This window comes from Paraniabella aurantiaca, from assembly GCF_050309965.1.
Lineage (GTDB): Bacteria > Bacteroidota > Bacteroidia > Chitinophagales > Chitinophagaceae > Niabella.
The window spans coordinates 3,039,989-3,060,161 of the sequence record NZ_JBLOSY010000001.1 but is presented as its reverse complement, the minus strand read 5'-3'; the positions used below and the strand labels follow the sequence as shown (position 1 = coordinate 3,060,161).

The 20,173-nt window shown below is 42.7% G+C and carries 18 protein-coding genes; 9 read left to right on the top strand and 9 right to left on the bottom strand.

Annotated features, from left to right (window positions below; all coding sequences use genetic code 11):
* Position 1 precedes the first annotated feature (1 nt).
* A complete protein-coding gene (locus tag ACLOAU_RS13360) occupies positions 2–916 on the bottom strand; it encodes a prolyl oligopeptidase family serine peptidase (protein WP_427862366.1) in 915 nt (304 codons plus the stop codon).
* Between the two features lie 242 nt (positions 917–1,158).
* Between ACLOAU_RS13360 and rocD the strand changes: the two genes are divergently transcribed.
* On the top strand, positions 1,159–2,397 hold the full coding sequence (gene rocD, locus ACLOAU_RS13355) for an ornithine--oxo-acid transaminase (protein WP_427862365.1): 1,239 nt from the start codon (positions 1,159–1,161) through the stop codon (positions 2,395–2,397).
* Positions 2,384–2,992 carry a VIT1/CCC1 transporter family protein gene (locus ACLOAU_RS13350; protein ID WP_427862364.1) on the top strand — a complete coding sequence of 203 codons (609 nt, stop codon included), beginning with the start codon at positions 2,384–2,386 and terminating at the stop codon, positions 2,990–2,992. Before rocD ends, ACLOAU_RS13350 begins: the two co-directional genes overlap by 14 nt.
* On the opposite strand, the gene ACLOAU_RS13345 is transcribed toward ACLOAU_RS13350, so the two are convergent.
* From ACLOAU_RS13345 to ACLOAU_RS13335, 3 genes are all read right to left on the bottom strand, one after another.
* The gene (locus ACLOAU_RS13345) at positions 2,989–3,393 is read right to left on the bottom strand and encodes a hypothetical protein (RefSeq protein ID WP_427862363.1); all 405 of its coding nucleotides are present in this window, start codon (positions 3,391–3,393) and stop codon (positions 2,989–2,991) included. The genes ACLOAU_RS13350 and ACLOAU_RS13345 overlap by 4 nt on opposite strands.
* A gap of 66 nt (positions 3,394–3,459) precedes the next feature.
* Positions 3,460–4,155, bottom strand: a complete 696-nt coding sequence (locus tag ACLOAU_RS13340) for a porin family protein (protein WP_427862362.1) — start codon at positions 4,153–4,155, stop codon at positions 3,460–3,462.
* 140 nt (positions 4,156–4,295) lie between these two features.
* Positions 4,296–6,281, bottom strand: coding sequence for a vWA domain-containing protein (locus ACLOAU_RS13335; protein WP_427862361.1), 1,986 nt, complete (start codon positions 6,279–6,281; stop codon positions 4,296–4,298).
* A gap of 254 nt (positions 6,282–6,535) precedes the next feature.
* On the opposite strand from ACLOAU_RS13335, the gene ACLOAU_RS13330 reads away from it, so the two are divergent.
* Together ACLOAU_RS13330 and ACLOAU_RS13325 are read left to right on the top strand one after the other, a co-directional pair.
* Positions 6,536–7,093 carry an RNA polymerase sigma factor gene (locus tag ACLOAU_RS13330; RefSeq protein ID WP_427862360.1) on the top strand — a complete coding sequence of 186 codons (558 nt, stop codon included), beginning with the start codon at positions 6,536–6,538 and terminating at the stop codon, positions 7,091–7,093.
* Positions 7,080–8,438 (top strand): hypothetical protein, encoded by a 1,359-nt coding sequence (locus tag ACLOAU_RS13325; protein ID WP_427862359.1) that lies wholly within the window; start codon positions 7,080–7,082, stop codon positions 8,436–8,438. Before ACLOAU_RS13330 ends, ACLOAU_RS13325 begins: the two co-directional genes overlap by 14 nt.
* A gap of 1,068 nt (positions 8,439–9,506) precedes the next feature.
* Here the strand turns inward: ACLOAU_RS13325 and pyrE are convergent.
* Positions 9,507–10,139: an orotate phosphoribosyltransferase gene (gene pyrE / locus ACLOAU_RS13320; RefSeq protein ID WP_427862358.1), complete on the bottom strand. Its 633-nt coding sequence runs from the start codon at positions 10,137–10,139 to the stop codon at positions 9,507–9,509.
* Between the two features lie 84 nt (positions 10,140–10,223).
* Here pyrE and ACLOAU_RS13315 point away from each other — a divergent pair, with 84 nt between their 5' ends.
* Positions 10,224–10,853 (top strand): NUDIX hydrolase, encoded by a 630-nt coding sequence (locus ACLOAU_RS13315; protein WP_427862357.1) that lies wholly within the window; start codon positions 10,224–10,226, stop codon positions 10,851–10,853.
* 106 nt (positions 10,854–10,959) lie between these two features.
* Here the strand turns inward: ACLOAU_RS13315 and ACLOAU_RS13310 are convergent, their stop codons facing one another.
* Together ACLOAU_RS13310 and ACLOAU_RS13305 are read right to left on the bottom strand one after the other, a co-directional pair.
* Positions 10,960–11,136 (bottom strand): hypothetical protein, encoded by a 177-nt coding sequence (locus tag ACLOAU_RS13310; protein WP_427862356.1) that lies wholly within the window; start codon positions 11,134–11,136, stop codon positions 10,960–10,962.
* 17 nt (positions 11,137–11,153) lie between these two features.
* Positions 11,154–11,651 carry a hypothetical protein gene (locus ACLOAU_RS13305; RefSeq protein WP_427862355.1) on the bottom strand — a complete coding sequence of 166 codons (498 nt, stop codon included), beginning with the start codon at positions 11,649–11,651 and terminating at the stop codon, positions 11,154–11,156.
* A gap of 302 nt (positions 11,652–11,953) precedes the next feature.
* Here ACLOAU_RS13305 and ACLOAU_RS13300 point away from each other — a divergent pair, with 302 nt between their 5' ends.
* On the top strand, positions 11,954–12,154 hold the full coding sequence (locus tag ACLOAU_RS13300) for a hypothetical protein (RefSeq protein ID WP_427862354.1): 201 nt from the start codon (positions 11,954–11,956) through the stop codon (positions 12,152–12,154).
* A 16-nt stretch (positions 12,155–12,170) separates the two neighbouring features.
* Here the strand turns inward: ACLOAU_RS13300 and ACLOAU_RS13295 are convergent, their stop codons facing one another.
* Positions 12,171–13,268, bottom strand: coding sequence for a pyridoxal phosphate-dependent aminotransferase (locus tag ACLOAU_RS13295; RefSeq protein WP_427862353.1), 1,098 nt, complete (start codon positions 13,266–13,268; stop codon positions 12,171–12,173).
* A gap of 172 nt (positions 13,269–13,440) precedes the next feature.
* Between ACLOAU_RS13295 and ACLOAU_RS13290 the strand changes: the two genes are divergently transcribed.
* From ACLOAU_RS13290 to ACLOAU_RS13280, 3 genes are read left to right on the top strand one after another with little or no spacing between them, the layout of a single operon-like run.
* Positions 13,441–14,166, top strand: coding sequence for an ImuA family protein (locus tag ACLOAU_RS13290; protein WP_427862352.1), 726 nt, complete (start codon positions 13,441–13,443; stop codon positions 14,164–14,166).
* Entirely contained in the window at positions 14,114–15,667 is a 1,554-nt protein-coding gene (locus ACLOAU_RS13285; protein ID WP_427862351.1) for a Y-family DNA polymerase, read from the top strand. The genes ACLOAU_RS13290 and ACLOAU_RS13285 overlap by 53 nt, the downstream gene beginning before the upstream one ends.
* Positions 15,668–15,691: 24 nt before the next feature.
* Positions 15,692–18,901, top strand: a complete 3,210-nt coding sequence (locus ACLOAU_RS13280; protein ID WP_427862350.1) for an error-prone DNA polymerase — start codon at positions 15,692–15,694, stop codon at positions 18,899–18,901.
* A gap of 403 nt (positions 18,902–19,304) precedes the next feature.
* Here the strand turns inward: ACLOAU_RS13280 and ACLOAU_RS13275 are convergent, their stop codons facing one another.
* On the bottom strand, positions 19,305–19,952 hold the full coding sequence (locus tag ACLOAU_RS13275) for a hypothetical protein (RefSeq protein ID WP_427862349.1): 648 nt from the start codon (positions 19,950–19,952) through the stop codon (positions 19,305–19,307).
* Positions 19,953–20,173: the final 221 nt, after the last annotated feature.

The following is a 20,173-nucleotide window of genomic DNA, read 5'->3' as shown; positions in this document are numbered from 1 at the left end:
TTTAGGGCACATTTGCGGTAAGAAAATTACTAATAAGTTTCATGGTTTCTCCCCACAAAACCGGGTCGGACCAGCCATGGGTTTGATAGGGGAAAGAATAATAATCGCCGTAAACAGTTGTAACCCCCGCCGCTTTTAACTTGGCGCTTAAAGCTAAGGATTGCGCTTCGGGTACTGTATCATCTTTACCACCATGCATGATAAGCGTGGGTGGTGATTGTGCATTAACAAAGTTAATTGGACTACTACTGCTGTATAATGCAGCATTAGACGAAGGTGTGCCGCTCATGAGTTTCTCAATTAGCGGTGCCAGATCACCGTCGGCTTTATGAAAATTATACAACCCAGTCATATCTGTTGGCCCGTAAAAATCTACAACAGCCTTCGGTCTTATGGGTGAACTGTTTTTATATGCCTGCAATAATACCATGTGAGCGCCCGAACTCATCCCCATAAAAACCCATTTATCCGATATTCCAAAAGCCTGGCGATTATCATATATATATTTTACCGCTGTGGCCATATCATTTTCCTGTGTAGGGAAAATATTTTTTCCGCTCAAGGTTGCCAATCTGTAATTCATATTAAATATGGCCCAATCCGGGTATCTTTTCCTTACCGAATCTAAAAGAGTTTTAATATATGGGTCATCCTCGCTACCATTTTTATCACCCACGGCCCAGGCACCTCCATGCACTAAAAGAATCACTTTGGTTGTATTGGTGGAACGATTGGCAGGCAAATAAATATCCATCACCTGCGCTGCGTTATCATCCTTACCATATATTTTGTTCAGCTCTGTTTTGGCCTCAGCGAAATTGCCAGGCACTACGACTTCGGGATCATCTTTCTTTATTTTATCCTTTTCGCAGGAAAAAATAGTGATAGCTATCAGAAATACAAAAATCTGCTTCATATAAGGGTGACTTTTCATTATAAAAATTTTATTCAAATCCGCACCAAACTTAATCATTTTTACTGCTATAAATGCTATTTGCTTTTTCTGGCATTTTGGCTTTACTTTGTGCAAATCATTTTTTATCAAAAATATTTATAACATATCTTCTTTTTTACAGCAGCATCTCGACCTGCTGAATCATTGACGGTTATCCCTTTTACCCGCAAACCGTTTTTACTCATTTTTAAAAAGAAACTGATATGTCTTCAGCTACGCAGCAAGCGTCCCCTTATTTTATTGAACTGGAAGAACAATATGGCGCTCATAATTATCATCCCTTACCCGTTGTTTTGTCTAAAGGACAAGGCGTGTATGTTTGGGATGTAGAAGGCCGCCCATACTTTGATTTTTTAAGTGGCTACTCTGCCGTTAACCAGGGGCATTGCCATCCTAAAATAGTTGCTGCTTTTATTGAGCAGGCTCAGACACTAACGTTAACCAGTCGCGCCTTTTATAATAATAAGCTGGGCGAGTTTGAGAAATACATTACCCAACTATTGGGCTATGATAAAGTATTACCCATGAATACAGGGGTGGAAGCGGTTGAAACGGCTATCAAACTTTGTCGTAAATGGGCATACGAGGTAAAAGGCATTCCTGAAAACCAGGCTAAGATTATCGTTTGTAATAATAATTTTCATGGCCGTACTACAACCGTGGTATCTTTTAGCAGTGATCCTTCCTCTAAAAACAACTTCGGTCCGTTTGCGGAAGGATTTATCAGTATTCCCTACAATGATATTGTAGCCCTGAATAATGTACTCAAGTCTGAAGAAAATATTGCTGGCTTCCTGGTAGAGCCCATACAGGGCGAAGCGGGTGTTTTTGTGCCCAAAGACGGATACCTTCATCAATGTAAAACATTGTGTGAAGCACATAATATTTTATTTATAGCCGACGAAATTCAGACAGGTTTATGCAGAACCGGAAAAATGCTGGCTTGCGATCATGAAAATGTAAGGCCCGACATTGTATTATTAGGTAAAGCGCTCAGCGGCGGTATGTTGCCGGTTAGTGCTGTATTGGCCGATGATGAAATAATGCTGACCATTAAACCAGGAGAACACGGATCGACTTACGGGGGGAATCCGCTCGCAAGTGTTACGGCTATTGCTGCACTACAGGTATTGCTGGATGAAAACATGGCGGAGCGGGCAGAAAAGCTGGGTATTTATTTCAGAGATGAATTAAAAAAAATAGCCTCGCCTTTAATACAAACGGTTAGAGGAAAAGGACTTTTAAACGCCATTGAGATAGACAGCGACAATGAAAATATGGCCTGGGAAATTTGCCTGGTACTAAAAGAACGGGGACTACTGGCCAAACCTACCCATGGAGACAAAATAAGATTTGCTCCTCCCCTGGTGATTACGGAGGAACAATTACAAGAATGCATTGTTATTATTCAACAAACCCTACAATCCTTTGAGCAGTCCTAAACAGTTGTATGATTATTTACCCGCGTTTATCGTTGGGGTTATCGAAGGATTGATTGTCATCCTGTCTCTTTTTTGCTTTCTGTTGGCAAGAGGTGTCGACACCCATTTGCTTTTTATTTACTCTGGTATTGCGCTTGTTTTCATAGCGGCATTATTAGCGGCCGGCGCCTATTATACCCGCAAAGAAGAAATGGACAATAGTGGTGGAGAAAGCAAGATCCTTAAGATTTATCAATCCCTGGATATTGACGATCATCTGAAAAAAGCCATGGTGGATGATACCGTACAGGAAAATAAAGTTTGGGAAAAAGAATGGCAGGAAGGTGGTAATGCCACCAGCAGCCTGATGCCGAAACAATACGCCCTATCTGTGTTCTGGGGATTTTTGGCAGGCGGTATTATTATCCTTATTAATAATTACCTGATGCAACTACCCAGTTATACTGCCCTATTGATTCCGTTTTTATTATTGGCTGCTTTAGGATTTTATAAGTATAAGTTAGCTAACCAAAAGCCGGTTAACGGTATGTTATTGATTTCTTTGTCGGGTATGGCTGCTGCTATCGGTGCTTACTATGCCGGTGGCTTTTTCTAAACTTCGGAACCCGTTGCCTTAACAGGCGGTTCTTTGGGGAAAAGTGCCATGATCATTAAAACGATGCTTGAGATTAACAACAAGTAAATGCCCGCCAGTTTTTCAGGACAAACGCCTGCTTCGCAATGCGGGATCACCCCAAAGTTTCTAATAGCCCAGGCCAGGTTCAGCGCTGCAAATAACAACCCCAACCTTTTGGCCCAGATTTTTGGAACAAAGGCACAGATCAATATAAAGAAAGCTAATATAAAATGAGTAAGGGCAGGCTTACCATAACGTGTTCCTGTAGTATCCACACCTGATATCGTCAAAGCAGGATCTTCGATTCTCATCCAGGGCATAAAACATGCAGCTACTAATACTACAATACCTAACAGTGTAAAGATTAAGGAACGATTCATGGCTGCAAAAATAAATGAGCGCTACCGTAAAGAAGCGCTCATTTTTAAAAATATTAAAAATACCTGTTAGAAATAAAACACACCACTCACGCCCAAGGCACGGTGCTGGTTACTTTTATTGGCATTATCATTAGTTCCCTCACCAGGTGATGTATTGGTTAATCCCAAACCATATTGAGCGTGTATCCCAAATTTACCAAAATCAACACCTCCGATAATATTTGCTCCAAAATCAAACCTTTTAAACTGGCCCGATCCACGGTTTCCTTCTGTATTCAAATCATCATCACCCCATTTAATTTTATCTTCTGCAGATGTTTTAACGCCTGCCACGGTGTTTTCCCATTTGTTTTTACCAGCGATTCCGATAGCGCCATAAGGACCTGCACCGATGTAACCTTTAACTTTCTCATTAAAAGGCAGCATAATGGCCAGGTTTACCGGCAGCTCCAAATAAAGAGGGTTAGTCTTTGCAAAGCCCTTTCCGGCTGCATTATCCCAACTCACTTCTGTACCTTTCGATTGCAGGTCAAGCCCGGTTCTGATTTCAAATGTCGAACCCAAAGGAATAGCCCCGATTACACCCGCATTAAAAGTGTTCAGTCTTTTAGAGTCATCCGTTTCACCGCTCCCCGTATTTGTAATATTAGTAGAGTTCCACCCACCTTTAATACCAAATTTTGCTTCAGCAAAGCCTTGTGCGTTTACTACGCCGGCGGTAGCCAGTAAAGCCACAGCTCCAATAATCATTTTACGTTTCATAATCTTTCGTTTTAAGTTTACTTAGGATCTGATTAATTTTCTGACCTACCCTCTTAAAATACTGTGCCAAAAACCGTAAACACTCGTAAAAAAATCACCAGCCAGCTCAAACACGCCTGATTATAAAACAGTTATACTTTTTATTTTTGAGATAGAAAGGGCCTTGCCGATTCCTCGGTTTGATGCACAGAAGCAGCATCTTTATTATCATGCTTTTTAATAGATGATGCCTTTTTTATGAGCTCCACCAGTTCAGCGCGATACCCTTCCCTATCACTTCTTGCTAAAGGAGTTACCATATTCAGAACCAGATCGTAACCTCCGTTACCCCTATATGCTGAATTGCGCAACAGCATTCCAAATTGTGCCAGACCAGCAGCTAACTGTATATTCTCACTGGCACGGCTCACTTTTACAGGACTACCCGCAATTACTTTTTCAAGCAATAAACTCTTATCACCCTCCGGCTTCTTATACCTGAACTTTACCGTCATTACATCGTTACTGCCATTAAATCCGGGTGTAGCGCCTTCCGTTTTCTGATATTTCAATGCATCTGTGTTTTTCAATTCAACGGCTTCAACACCAACCGGGATAATTTCATACAAAGCGGTAACCGTATGTCCACTGCCGAGCTCACCGGCATCTTTGGTATCGTCATTAAAATCTTCTTTGGCGAGCATGCGGTTCTCATAGCCAATCAATCTATATCCCTGCACCTTTGCCGGGTTAAACTCTACCTGAAGTTTTACATCTTTGGCAATTGTAAAGATCGTACCTCCAAACTGGCTGATCAACACTTTGCGGGCTTCACTTAAATTATCAATATAAGCATGGTTGCCGTTTCCTTTGTTCGCCAGCTTCTGCATTTTAGCATCCTGGTAGTTACCGGTACCATATCCCAAAACCGTCAGGAATATGCCGCTTTTTCTTTTTTCTTCGATCATTCTTTCCAGTTCATCATCGCTGCTTTGTCCTACGTTAAAATCACCATCTGTGCAGAGTACAATCCGGTTATTCCCGTTTTTAATAAATCCTTCCTGTGCTATTTTGTAGGCCAGTTGTATGCCTGCCCCGCCTGCTGTAGAGCCTCCGGCCTGCAAACGATCGATCGCATCCTTTATTTTTATAGTTTCATTTCCATCGGTGGATGGCAACACAACTCCTGCACTGCCGGCGTATACGACCATGGCTACCCGATCCTGCGGCCTTAACTGATCTGCCAGTAATTTCATAGAAGCCTGCACCAATGGTAGTTTATCGGGTGAAGACATACTGCCGCTCACATCAACTAAGAATACAATATTGGCTGGGGGCAAATTTTCGGTAGCTATTTTTTTACCCTGAAGACCAATGGATACCAGCTGATGTTGCTCATTCCATGGACAAATGGTATACTCCGTGTTAATGCTAAAAGGAGCATTATCGGTTGGCTGGGGGTATTTGTAATTAAAATAATTGATCATTTCTTCAATACGAACAGCCCCGTCCGGAGGCAGCTGCCCATTATTAATAAAGCGGCGGATATTACTATAGGAGGCACCATCCACGTCAATAGAAAAAGTAGACAGGGGATTCTCCTTCGATTTCAGGAACGGGTTTTCGGTAATATGATCATAGCCTTCACGATTTCCTCCATCATAGTGGTGCTGGTCCATTCTTTTCGTTTCCAGTTGAGGGGAGCTTTTGTATTGATATGATTGAGAGGTTGCCGCACCTCTGATGCGAATCTGGTTTGCCTGAGCACTGGCGGTCATTATACCACCGGTAATAGCGTGCTTTTTTTGAATTCCAAAACCCACAACAACCACTTCATTCAATGCCTGGGTGGTTGCGTCTAAAACAACTTTCAATGTCGTTATCCCCTTAACTGGCACTATTTTTTGCTGGAAGCCTACAGATGTAAATATCAATAGTGCATCAGTGCTCTTAACGGTAATACTAAAATTGCCCTGATCATCAGCACTCGTTGAATTCGAAGTGCCTTTTTCCTGCACTGTAGCCCGGGAAACCGGCCTACCTGCAATGTCAGTAACTATCCCGGTTATGGTAATCGGCTTTTGCGCAAACGCGGCTATTGCGAGCAATACCAGTGGTAAACTGATCCATTTAATATACCTCATCATTTTATTTTTTAAAGGTGATTGATAACATGAAATAAAAGGAGAGCAACAGGTTAGTTGTCAACTCATCTTGTTTTATCCGTTTTAGAGATCTTTTTGCTTAGGATGACCTGAAACTGAAAAATGCATAAAAAATAAAAAAATTAAATTGCGTGTGTAATAAATTTGCTTAGTGCATCATTTATATAGTAGCAACATTATTACAGACAGGTAACATGAAATCCTAATTATACTATTTGGCCCAGGTATTGAGCATAATGTCTTTAAAAGAAGCAACTGATGACCAGTTGCTGGACCGGTTTAAACAAACAGGAGATCAACAGGCTTTGGCCGAACTGTACCTGCGCTACAGCGAATTGTTGTATGGTGTTTGCCTGAAATACCTGGAAGATGCGGAGGAAGCCAAAGACGCCGTAATGAATATCTACCAGGAATTGTTGGTAAAAGTCCCCAGGCATGAAATTCAGAATTTTAAAAGCTGGGTATATGTACTTACCAAAAATCACTGCCTGATGCATTTGCGCAGTGCAAAAAAAAATATAACAGTAAGTTTAGAGCAACAGGCTGTGCAATCGGACGATTTCTCGCATCTGGATAGTGTAATTGAAAAGGAAGAGGCTTTTAAACGGCTCGAAAAATGTATCAAAAAGCTGCCCGGAGAGCAGCAACAAAGTATTAAACTATTTTATTATGAGAATAAATGTTATAATGAAATAGCCGAAACAACCAGTATGGACTGGAATAAAGTGCGCAGCCTGATACAGAATGGTCGCCGGAATCTTAAAATTTGTATGGAAAAAAATGCAGCAGACTAATTCAACATATCCGTTTTATGGACCGGAAGATATCAAAAGGTATCTGAACGGCAGCATGAACGCGCAGGAAATGCACGATATGGAGAAAGCGGCATTAAAAGATCCCCTGCTGGCCGATGCTATCGATGGTTTCAGAAATGCGGACCCGGTAGTCACCGATACACACCTGAATGCGCTAAAAGCATCTATTTTAGGTTTATCGCATCAGGAACAGTCGGAGGTAATACCCTTAAATCCTTCGTCAAAACCTCATTGGTGGCGTTGGGTGGCTGCGGCCTGCAGCCTTACATTGATTGCAGGAACCACCTGGTGGATGATGCAAAAAGCGACACCCCCGGCCCCACCCATTGCCCAAATTGAGCAAACCCAACCTGCCGATACTTCCCGGAACACTTTACCGCCCCCGTCTTCAAATGCTGTTACACTGATGGCAGACCAGGCTCAGGTAGGTACCGCTAAAACCGATGAGAGACCTCATGCAGAACCTGGATTAAAAAAGGAACCAATAATAGCAGCCAAAGCGCCTGTACCAGCTCTTGCTGAAGCATCTGTTCCCCGCCAATCGTTTGAGGGCGAAACTATTCAACCTAAAAAAGAGTTATTACATTCCGAACCCAGGACGTTGAAACAGGAGCGGATAGGCTTTGGTAATGTTTCAGCAATCGCGGCGCCAGCTATATCTGCCGCGCCCACGGCAAGAAACATGGCTACCGAAGCTCCTTATGCCAATAAAACAATGGGCTTTCAGCCTGTTGCCTATATAGAAGGACTGGTTGTTGATAAAGAAGGAACCCCCCTAGCCAATGCCTCTATTGCGATACCAGGCCGCAACAAAACCACCGCCAACAACGATGGCAGCTTTGTGTTGCCGGTTTATGACAGCAGTTTTGGTGTGTCGGTAAATAGGGTTGGCTACCAAAATAAGACCGTGTTGCTCAACCCGAGAAAACAAAATAAAATCATACTAGATAAGTCATTTGCCAATCCGGATGAAATAGTGGTTACCGCGATGGGGCAAAAAAGAAAAAGACTTGCCGCACACATAGAAGATGCCCGTAAAGCACAGGCGGCAGCTGTAAGCGCCAATGAAGTTATTTACCCGGAAGAAGGCTGGAGCCATTTTTACGAAGAACTGGGCACTAGCCTGGGAGTGAACAAAGCCCAAAAGACCAAAACGCTCCAGATCAAATTTACAGTAGATGATAATGGAGACCCGGTAGATTTCGAAGTAGTTGAAAGTCCTGATGCCATCATGGCTAAAAAAGCCATCGAGTTTATTAAAAAAGCAAAGTGGAAAAACTTTAAGCTGGACAAAAACGCCCTGGTAAAAATTGAGGTCAATTAAACCGGCTTTTCGTTAAAGCCAGTTCCTGGTCATATTTTCTAAGCGCGGGCTCCACCGAACTCCTTTCAAAAAACCGACCGCCGGTTGGATGTATCACGGTATGCCTAGGCTCATGACACCCAGCCATCCAGGCCAACTTAACCTTGTATCATTTTGCTCAGAATTACCACACACCCGATATCCACGGGACCGGAAAATCCACTCGCATCTGAATTAACCGACACGAGTAAAACCACATTTTTATATTTAAAAATCTGCGCTTTCCTATCTGCCATAAAGACACCATATTCCTATCTTCAAAACGGACCAACCGCTGAGTAGCCTGATTCCGTTCCATTTAGTAACACAAATCTTAATTGCCCTGCCGGGGTAGGGGATAAGTTATGTTATTCACTTTTTAAACCCGGAACATAATACTGGCTAAATTTAATCTCAAATTAAATTTCATATAAATTCCATAACACAATTCTATTTTTTTCGGCATTGTTATGAAAACAGGGAAAAATAACCTCAACTGTTACTTGAGATAGTTCAAACAGATGTAAATATATTTTAACTCATTTTTCATATCAGGACGATGGTAAAGTAAAATTTTATAATAAATTAATTTTCAAACTTTTATTAGCAAAATGCACTCGATGCTGAAGTAGGTGGGAAAATCATGTATATAAGGACGAAACTACCAGCTTTTATTATTCAATAAATATTAATATATTTGACATAATAAATTGTTTATTAATTATTTATTTAAAATAAAATAATCTAATAAAATTAGCTAATGATTGATCAACTCCAATTCCTTAATTTACTAATTTTATTAGCAAAAATTATTGGCGCTTTTTACCAATTTTCATATCTCATTACTTTGAAAGTTTTTTAAGGCTTTTTATAAGCAAATTAATACGGTTATGAAAAATTATCTATAACCTGTCGGTTGATGGAAAGATCAATTAAGGGCAATAAAAATCCCTGCGATGAGCGGGTAAATGCTGCATGCAGGGATGAGATAAATTATTTGGAGCAAAAACTTTACTCGTTAAGTAAACTGTTTGCGATTAAATCAAACTATTAAACGCCTGTCCAATTGGCAGGATCTTCTCTCCATTGTAATAATTGACCGGCTTGTTCTGGTTGGATAATTCCTTTTTCCTGGGCTAATTCCAGAAGCGTTGGGTAAGTGGTAAGCGGATGATATTTGAGTCCCCTGGCTTCAAAAGCTTCTTTGGCTACCGAAAAATCATAGGTAAAAATAGAGACCATTCCCACTATTTCCAGTCCGGCAGCAACCAGGGCATCCACAGCCTGCAGGCTGCTTTTCCCGGTACTCACCAGGTCTTCGATCACCACAATTTTTTGTCCCGGCTCATACCTTCCCTCGATCTGGTTTCCCAAACCGTGGTCTTTGGGTTTCGGACGAACATATAAAAAAGGCAGTTTTAACTGGTCGGCCGCCATGGCGCCCCACGCAATCCCGGCTGTGGCCACACCCGCTAAAGCATCCGCTTCGCCGAAATGTTCGAACAATACGTTACACATTTCGCTTTTGATAAAATCGCGGATAAAAGGGTAAGACAATACACTGCGGTTATCGCAGTAAATGGGACTTTTCCAACCGCTGGCCCATGTAAACGGATTTTCGGGACTTAATTTTACCGCATTGGCCTGTAATAATTTTTCGGCCACAACTTTTGCATCGTTCATACCTACTACCTATTTTTAGGCTGCGAAAATAAAAGTTTCCCGATACCCGGCCTCGAAACGCCGCTTATTATAATCCACATAGTTATGCAGATTACCGTTTACATTCACAATAAACCAGTTCATTTGTGCGATAGTTTGGACGAACATCTCGAAAAATTGCACCATCAGCCTGACACTATTTTTATAGACGAACTGGATAGCCATACCGTAAAAGCCATGCTAAAAGAAATCGACTTGCCTGAGATCAGTCGTGGCATTTTCCTGCACCCGGACCTTGAAGAGTTGAAAAAGCAATTTTTTAAGAAGTTTGAGGTACACGTAGCGGGGGGCGGATTGGTTGTCAACGAAAACGGCGAAATGCTCATGATCTTCCGCCGGGGCGCCTGGGATCTGCCCAAGGGTCACCTGGATAAGGGTGAAACTATCGAGGAATGTGCCATACGGGAAGTACAGGAAGAAACAGGTTTGAAAAATGTGGAATTAGGGCAATTTCTAACTATTACTTATCATAGTTATGAACAAGGCACTCATCATATTATGAAAGAATCGCATTGGTTTTTAATGAATAGCAGCCTGGATGAAAAGCTGGTTCCGCAAACGGATGAAGATATTGACAACATTGAATGGGTAAAAGAAGAGCAGCTGGATCAATATTTACCCCAGGCCTACCCTTCTATCAGAAATGTGCTGCAGAAATATCTACAACTGAAGTAGCTACCGATTTATTCACAAGCATGTGCCATATAAACAAGCCGGATAGAAAAAGAACTATCCGGCTTGTTTTTTACTTATAAGCAGCCTTTTCTATTAAATTTATCCATTAATTGTCTAAAAGCCATTTAATGCCTATTACAAACATTATGATAACCGCGAAAACATATTTTAATTTAATAGCCTGGTTCTTACGATAAGTGTAAATAATACCTATCGACATAATAGTAGCAACGGCAATAATAAACCACCCAAAGGCGGACGCGTTTCCCAGTTCAATACTCATATTTTGAATCGTTTTGGTTAATCTTTCTCAATAGTAACATCTGTTATCTGCATGGCAAAATTGTCTGCCCTCCTGTCTGCTTCCGGCTTTTGAAGTTCGGTATAATGAACCGTTCCTTTGATCTTAAAGGAAGGGTGTTGATCAAGATTGTGCTTTTCGCCCTTGCTGTCATATACATTGAAATTTTTCAATGTATATTTTTTCTCATCAGGAGCTAGATCCAGGGTGACACTATTTTTATCGGCTCCCTGGGGCAACACAATATCAGAAATACTCTCCTTTTCGGAACTCATGGCGCTGGGCTTTACCACGAAGGCCATGGGAATGGTTTTTGATTGCCCCGAACTGAAAGTGAAAAAAGGCGCATCGAACTCTCCTGTTAATTCTACCGTTTTGCCCTCATACTCATAACTGCTCTGCAGTTTTTTGGCAATTTCTACAGATTCGTTACTGCAGGAAAAAAATGACACGGAAAGCGCTGTCGCCACAGTAGCAATAAAGTTTACTTTTTTCATTTGATTGATTTAATGGTTAAAATAGTTGTACGGGCAAGAGACTTATCCTCAATTTACATTACAGAACAAGAATTGCTTTTCAATTCCAAATAAATAATTTACCCAGCATACTTGAACTACCCGGTTACAATTCGCACGATCTTATTTACAATTCGCCATCGTAACGAGAAGGTGCTCACTACCCAAATGGGTTGAACGAAAAGAGATGGTCATAGATCGAATTATAGCGGGCACTCACCGATATTGACAAAAATTTTTAGCGAAATGGCATTTGTTTTGGAATGTATTTTAAAACAAGTTTTATGACTACCCACGAAATAATCGGCCTTGGTTTCCAGCAAGCTAATTCTATTGCAGTAAATGAATATGTAAATGGCCTGGTAAAGGTTCAAACCGAGAATGATAATGTAACCAGTGTATTTGTAACCAACATTAAAGTAAATAGCATTAAAAGCATCGAAGAGTTGCAATACCTGTGCAAGCGGCTTAATATTACTGCCTGAGCATAATAATATGGTATTATAAACGGATCGCTTCTGCTACCTGATCCATTTCCTTTATAGTACCCATACTCAGGCGTAGCCATTTTGAGTTCTCTTCAAAGCTCCTGGCGCCAATAATGTTCTTTGCCTCCAAAACAGCTTTAAAGTCTTTGGGGTATTTTGCAGTATCGAAATAAACAAAACTGGTAGCTGATGGTATATAGGGGATACCGTTTTGATCCAGGGCCTGATAAAAAATATTACGGGCCTTTGCATTCTCCTTTTTGCACATAGTCACAAATGAAGTATCTTCCAGTGAAGCAATAGCCCCTGCCAGCGATATGCCTCCCGCTCCTGCATTAGCCCAGGGTTGCAGATCATTCAATTGTTGAATGGTGTTGGCATGAGCTAAAGCATACCCCACCCTCGCTCCAGCCATTCCATAAATTTTAGAAAAGGTTTTAGCCACTATTAAATTCGGATGCTCATTCACAAGGTGTGCTACACTCTTTGTATCTTCAAATTCGGTATAAGCCTCATCTAATAATATAATAACTGATGGAGCCACTTCTTTAATAAATGTCTCTAATTCGCTAGCAGGTAATACGGTGCCTGTAGGATTATTGGGATTACAGATATACACCATGCGGGTATCAGCATCGATCGCTTCTTTTAAACGCTGCAGATCTACGGCCTTTTGTTCTGTTAATGGTACCAGCTTAACCGGCGTTCCTAATTTCTTTGCCGCAGGCATCCACAACCTGAAAGTTGGATCAGGTGCCACTATATTACCCTTCTTCAAAGCTGCCAGTACCGAAACCAGTCCTAAGAGTTCTGAAGAGCCCGCTCCTATTATTACATTTTCTTTTGCTAATTGATAGGGTATCGATATCTTTTCTCTGAGCAAAGTAGTCGTTTCCCAGGGATAACGGTTACAGCCATTTACCGCTTCACTCATTGCTTTTCGTGCCTGGGGAGATGGGCCGTATGGATTTTCGTTGGAACTTAGCTTTATGATATCAGCAGCCTTCCCGCTATATATTGAATTACTTGTTCCCGCGGCAAAAATATCCCTGCTCAATCCAAAGGCGGCCATAGCCAGGGCGCTCTGCTTTAATAGTTCACGACGATGCATAAAAATAGCTTTGATAGCAGGAAGTTACGCGAAATTGATCTAATTGTGTAAACGTACCTGGTTGGTGCTATTGATGCATCGTAAGAAACTTATCCCCAAAAGATAAAATATTTAGCATTAAATACTAATTATTTTAGTATTTAATTACCTTTGTACTACATGACTATGGGTAATGGACAAAGGAGTATTACATACATTACAGCAGGAAATTCTTTCCCTGCAGGGCTATAAGCCCCCTCCTGTACAGGCTCAATCGTCAATAGGGTTGGGAATTATAGAATCGGCATTCCCTTATAAAGTTTTCCCCTTCCGCGTTGTGCACGAGTTAAGCAGCTATAGCGAAGCAGAAGCGGTAGCGACGAATGGTTTTATAGCGGCCGTACTAGGTAAAATGCTCAGCCATTCTAAAAAATGTATGTGGATTGCACAGGAACAAATGGTTTATCCTCCTGCCCTTAAAAGCTTTGGTATTGAACCGGAGCAGGTCATCTTTGTAGAAGCACGAAAATCAAAAGATCTGCTTTGGATCATCGAAGAATCTTTAAAATGCGAAACCCTGGTGGCCGTGGTGGGCGCCACGGACCATCTAAGTTTTACCGAATCCAGGCGTTTGCAGCTGGCGGTAGAACAAAGCCATGTTACGGGTTTTATTCATAGAGTTTCACCCAGGCAACAGGAAACGGTAGCCTGTGCTGCCCGCTGGCATATTCAGTCTTTACCCAGCATAACAGAGGATAGCCTGCCTGGAGTGGGATTTCCCCAATGGAATGTAGCATTGCTGAAAGTACGTAATGGTCAAACCGGGCAATGGCAGCTGCAATGGAAATCCGGCCAGTTTAGTCATCTTGAAAAACAAGCTCCTGCTCTACCGGCTTACCGGCAACTACAAACCGGATGATATGGAAAAGCGCTATGCCTCTATATGGTTTCCCTGCCTGCTGGCTAATCGTAAAGTAAGGCAGGATGCTGCACTGGCCCATACCGACTTTGTAATAGCGGCCCCGGTGCATGGCAAAATGGTGGCGAAAGCCGTATCTCCCGGTGCCAAAGCAAAAGGCATCCGAACCGGTATGGTGGTGGCCGATTGTAAAACGGTTCTTCCCGGACTGGAAGTTTTTAAATGGGAGGAAAATTCGGAGCATGAATTATTGAAAGCCCTGGGTGAATGGTGTATACGATTTAGCCCGGTAGTGGCCATTGATCTGCCGGATGGCCTCATCATTGAAACAGCCGGGTGTACCCATCTCTGGGGAGGAGAAGAGCTATACCTGCAGGACATCGTTCAAAAATTTTCCCGGATGGGGTACCAGGTGAGGGTTGCCATTGCCGGTACCATTGGAACCGCATGGGGTATGGCCCGGTTCAGTCCCTCAATATTTATTGTACCACCACATCAGGAAAAAACAGCTTTACTGCCTTTGCCACCGGCTGCCTTAAGGTTGGAAACACCCGTTTTGGAAACGCTCTCCAAGCTGGGCATGCATCGCATGGATACATTTATAAACATGCCCGGATCAGCGCTTCGCAGGCGTTTCGGTAATCATTTTTTACAAAGGCTTCACCAGGCATTGGGCCTGGCGCCAGAGTTCATAGAGCCCTTGCAACCAACAACTCCTTACTTTATTCACCTGCCCTGCCTGGAACCGGTACGAACCGCCAAAGCCATTGAAATAGCGCTTCACCAGTTACTGGAAGAAATTTGCCAGCGATTAAAAAAAGAAGAAATGGGCATACGTGCCTGTGTATTTACTACCCACCGCATAGACGGAAAACAACAACAATTAAAAATTGGCACAGGCCGCCCATCGGTAAACCTGCAGCACCTGATGAAATTATTCGAGCATAAGCTGCCCACCATAGAACCGGCATTAGGCATTGAAGTTTTTACAATGGAAGTGACACGGGTAATGCCTTTGGCTCCTACCCAGGATGCACTATGGCATACTGCTGTAACACAGGATGATGCAAAATTGGCGGAGCTGCTTGACCGGATTGCTGACCGGGTAGGACCTCAAAACATTAGAAGATACCTGCCTGATGAACATTACTGGCCGGAGCGATCGGTGCGGTTGGCCGTATCAGCTAATGACAGCAGCCCCGCACAATGGCCCGCAGGCTTACGTCCCCTGCATTTGCTTGCAAAGCCGGTATTGATTGAAGTAATGGTATTGGTGCCCGACTATCCGCCTAAGTCTTTCCAATACCAGGGACAATTGCATAAAGTAATAAAAGCCGATGGACCGGAACGGATAGAGCAGGAATGGTGGTTCCAGCAGGGCCATTACCGGGATTATTATTGTATAGAAGATGAAACCGGCGCCCGTTACTGGATCTTCCGGTTGGGTCATTATGATGATGTTCATCAACCCCAATGGTTTATTCATGGCTTTTTCGCCTAAGCCTTTAAAAAGTAATACAAGAATATGATGCTATCGTATACAGATCTGCAGGTTACCAGTAATTTCAGTTTTTTAAGAGGTGCTTCGCATCCTGAAGAGCTGGTGCAGGAAGCTGCAGCACTGGGTCATTCGTGCATTGCCATTACCGATCATAATACTTTAGCAGGCATTGTAAGGGCGCATGTAGAGGCTAAGAAAACAGGCATCCGGTTAATTATTGGCTGTCACCTCGTATTGCAGGACGGGCCTGATCTGTTAGCCTACCCCACCGATAAAGAAGCTTATGCGCGGCTTTCCACGATGCTATCTGAAGGCAACCTGAGAACGGAGAAAGGGCAATGTCTTTTGTATAAGAAAGATGTATATCAATACAGGAAAGGAATCAAATTTATTGCGATCCCGCCCTACCAATTAAATGAACATTTTGATTTTGATACTGATTTCAAAGATCACCTGCGGGAGTATAGTCAGTGCCTGGGTAGCGACCTTTATTTGGCGATGACCCGCTCTTACCAGGCCTATGATGATAAAAAATTCTACCGCCTGGCACAATTGTCTAAAGATTGTAAAGTACCATTGGTAGCTACCAATGATGTATATTATCATCATCGCGGGCGCAGGGAGCTGCAGGATGTACTTACCTGCACGCGTGAAAAATGCACGATTTATAATGCCGGATACCGGCTTTGGCAAAATGCAGAGCGGCATTTAAAGACACCCAAAGAAATGTACAGGCTGTTTCGGCACTATCCGGATGCTTTGGCCCGGATCCAGGAAATTACTGAGGCCTGCCAGTTCTCGCTAAGCAGTTTGAAATATGTATATCCTGAAGAAATCACCACTGGTGGGCGCAGTCCGCAGGAAGAACTGGAAATGCTGGCCTGGCAGGGTGCGAGAGAGAAGTTCAACAATGATATACCTGATAAAGTAAAAGAAAGCCTGGACTTTGAACTGGAATTTATGAAGCGAAAAAATTATGCCTCTTATTTTTTAACGGTGTATGATTTTGTTCGTTTTGCAAGAAGTCAAAACATTTTGTGCCAGGGGCGTGGTTCTGCGGCCAACTCGGTAGTATGTTATTGCCTGGGTATTACTTCGGTTGATCCCAAAGAGTTTGATTTACTCTTTGCAAGATTTATGTCAGACGCGCGGGATGAGCCACCGGATATTGATGTAGACTTTGAGCATGAACGCCGCGAGGAAGTGATCCAATATATTTATAATAAATATGGCCGGCACCGGGCGGGTATTGTGGCTACCGTAACAGAGGTGCATGACAAAGGAGCGGTGCGTGATGTAGCCAAAGCCATGGGGCTTTCGGCGGATGCGGTAGATCGCCTGGCGAAATCGATGTGGGAGCTTACCCCTGAATGGCGGCAGGGAACGACTATTTCTTCAGAAGGGTTTAATCCTGCCGATCAACACCTGCAAAAAATATTGGCCCTCACTGAAGAATATGTGGGTTTTCCCCGCCAGCTGGGACAACATACCGGCGGCTTTGTGATTACACAGGGCAACCTGGCAGAGCTCTGTCCCATCCTCAATGCCCGTATGGAAAACCGCACCTGCATTGAATGGAATAAAGATGATATTGAAGCCCTGGGCTTTTTAAAGGTAGATGTGCTGGCCCTGGGGATGCTTACCTGTATCCGTAAAGCATTCGACCTGGCTACATTGCATTACGGTAAAAAATTTACGTTAGCAAACGTACCACAGAACGATACAGCGGTGTATGAAATGATCAGCAATGCCGATACCATCGGGGTATTCCAGATCGAAAGCCGTGCACAGATGAGTATGCTGCCACGTCTACGCCCTGAAAAATTTTATGACCTGGTGATAGAAGTAGCGATTGTAAGACCCGGTCCTATACAGGGCAACATGGTACATCCTTATTTAAAAAGAAGGCAAAACCCTGATTTAGTAGAATATCCATCTGAAGCATTAAAGGAAATACTCAAAAGGACCCTGGGTGTTCCTTTGTTCCAGGAACAGGCAATGGAAATAGCAATGGTTGGCGCTGGGTTTACAGGCGCGCAGGCAGATGGATTAAGACGTAGCATGGCAACTTTTAAGGCCAAGGGAAAAGTAAGCGATTATGAAAAAATGCTGATCGATGGCATGCTTAAAAACGGGTATAGCGAAGACTTTGCCCGCCGCATTTTCAAACAACTGGAAGGGTTTGGAAGTTATGGATTTCCTGAAAGTCATGCCGTGAGTTTTGCCTTACTGGTATATGTTTCTGCCTATCTTAAATGGTATTATCCGGATGTATTTGCCTGCGCCTTACTAAACAGTTTGCCTATGGGATTTTATCAACCCGCCCAGCTGGTGATCGATGCACAAAAGCATGGCGTTACGGTAAAGCCGGTAGATATTAATTACTCGAAATGGGATCATAGCCTGGAGGAAAAGCAAGGCAGGTTTTGTGTACTACGCCTGGGTTTCAGGCAGGTAAAGGGTTTGAATGCCGAAGAAATGGAAATACTTATCAACACACGAAAGCCCGGTGCTATTACCAGTATTATCACATTAAAGGATGCGGGACTCAGTATTTCAGCACTAGAAAGGCTGGCAGACGCGGATGCTTTCAGAAGCCTGGGTTTGGATAGAAGACAGGCGTTGTGGAAAGTATCTTCTTTAAGTGATAGTGCTGTGGGAATGTTTAAAGGGCAAACCTCATCTGATCCCCATGAACAGGCAGTACAACTGCCCCTGATGGCCTTACCCGAACATGTGATGCAGGATTACAGTGTTACCGGTCTTTCGGTAAAAGCACACCCGGTAAGCTTTTTGCGGAGCAGGTTAAGTTCTTTGCACATTGTAAGCACCAGTCAACTGCATACGATGGAGAATGGAGCGCCGGTACAAGTAGCCGGACTGGTATTGGTAAGACAAAGGCCCGGCACTGCCAGTGGCATTTGTTTTATAACTATTGAAGATGAAACCGGCACTGCCAACCTGGTAGTTTTTCAACATGTATTTGACCAGTTCAGGAAAGAAATTCTAAGATCCAAACTATTGATGGTATCGGGCACCGTTCAAAGAGAAGGCCAGGTAATACATGTGGTGGCCGGTAGTTTTTATAACCTTTCGGGTTTATTTACCAACCTGGTACTGCCCCGGCTAGAGGGAAGAAATTTATTAGGTCCTTATGGCCATGAACCCAACAAGAATACTAACGAAACCCCGGCGGAATCCAAAGTATTTCATGATGGAAGGAATTTTAAATAGAACCAGGAGATCAATGCTGGTATTTACTCAATGAACTTGTTTAAACTGTTTAGACTAAATGATAATGTGTCGCCTCTACGAGGCTTTATGTTCCGTAAAAAATTTTTCTACCAATATCTAGTCCCTTCGGGACTTACATTGGTAACCACACTGCTGAACGAACTCGTTAGAGTCCTGTAGGGACGGAACATTAGAAAATCTAAACAAGCTTAACAATATTTCGGTAGCGGCAACATCGTTACACTTCTTCTACAGAACTACAGTCTACAGGTTTGTATCCTACACAAACAGCCTGTGTTTTATGTATCTTTATATCTGCATGAAGGTTGTATTTGTATTCCGCCATCAATTGGAAAAACTCCAACCATGACGAAAAAAAAGGGTGTCTTTGCTTCTTCACCGCTTACAAAACCACGCCCCATTCCGCAGCATGATACCCCGTTCGCGGAACCGTATTGCCTATCGCATGCGGTTTTAAGGGTGAAGGCGTATTGGTACCCTTTACTACATAAAACAGTCTTAAAAAATGTTCCGGTGCTGACGAAAAGCGCACTTTGATCAACTCTTCGATCACCGGCCGCTCTTGCGGGTAAATATGGTAGTAATCATGACCGGTTAACAAGGGGATCCAATAATCAACAAAGTCTTTGATCTCATTCGCTTTGAAATGGTAGGCTTTCATGTTACCATTAAAAAAGATTTCAAGACTATCACGCGCGATCGTGTAGCCCGTTTTATATTGCCACTCATCGGGTTGCTCACTCTCATAAAACAAATAATCATACTGGTTATTCATTTTCCCTTCAGGTGTTACCGTTACATTCCAGCCAGATCCGTAAGTGGGAATAGATTCTACTACCCTTCCTCCTTTGGGAAAACTGAGCGCAACGCTTAGATTCAGGGTTTGTTTGGGATAGATATAAATATTAGGCTTGTAAACGACTATACAGTTTTTACACTTTTTGGGGTCGTCATCAGGCTTTTTACGACATCCCACAAGGTTTACCATCAAAACAACAAACAGTAAACAAGCAATCACGTAAGGTTTCATCCGCATTATTTTTAGTTTATACTGTTTATGACGTAACACCATCCTTAAACGCAACTAAGGCACTGCCTAAATTATAATAATAGATGAGCAGAGGCTTACCTGGGTTATCTGCTATTTTTAATTGTCAACAGTCTACCATCAGACTGTATTAGTCAACAACGCAACCGCGTCAATTACTTTCAGATCAGATTGAAATATTTACTTCAGATCAACAACATGTT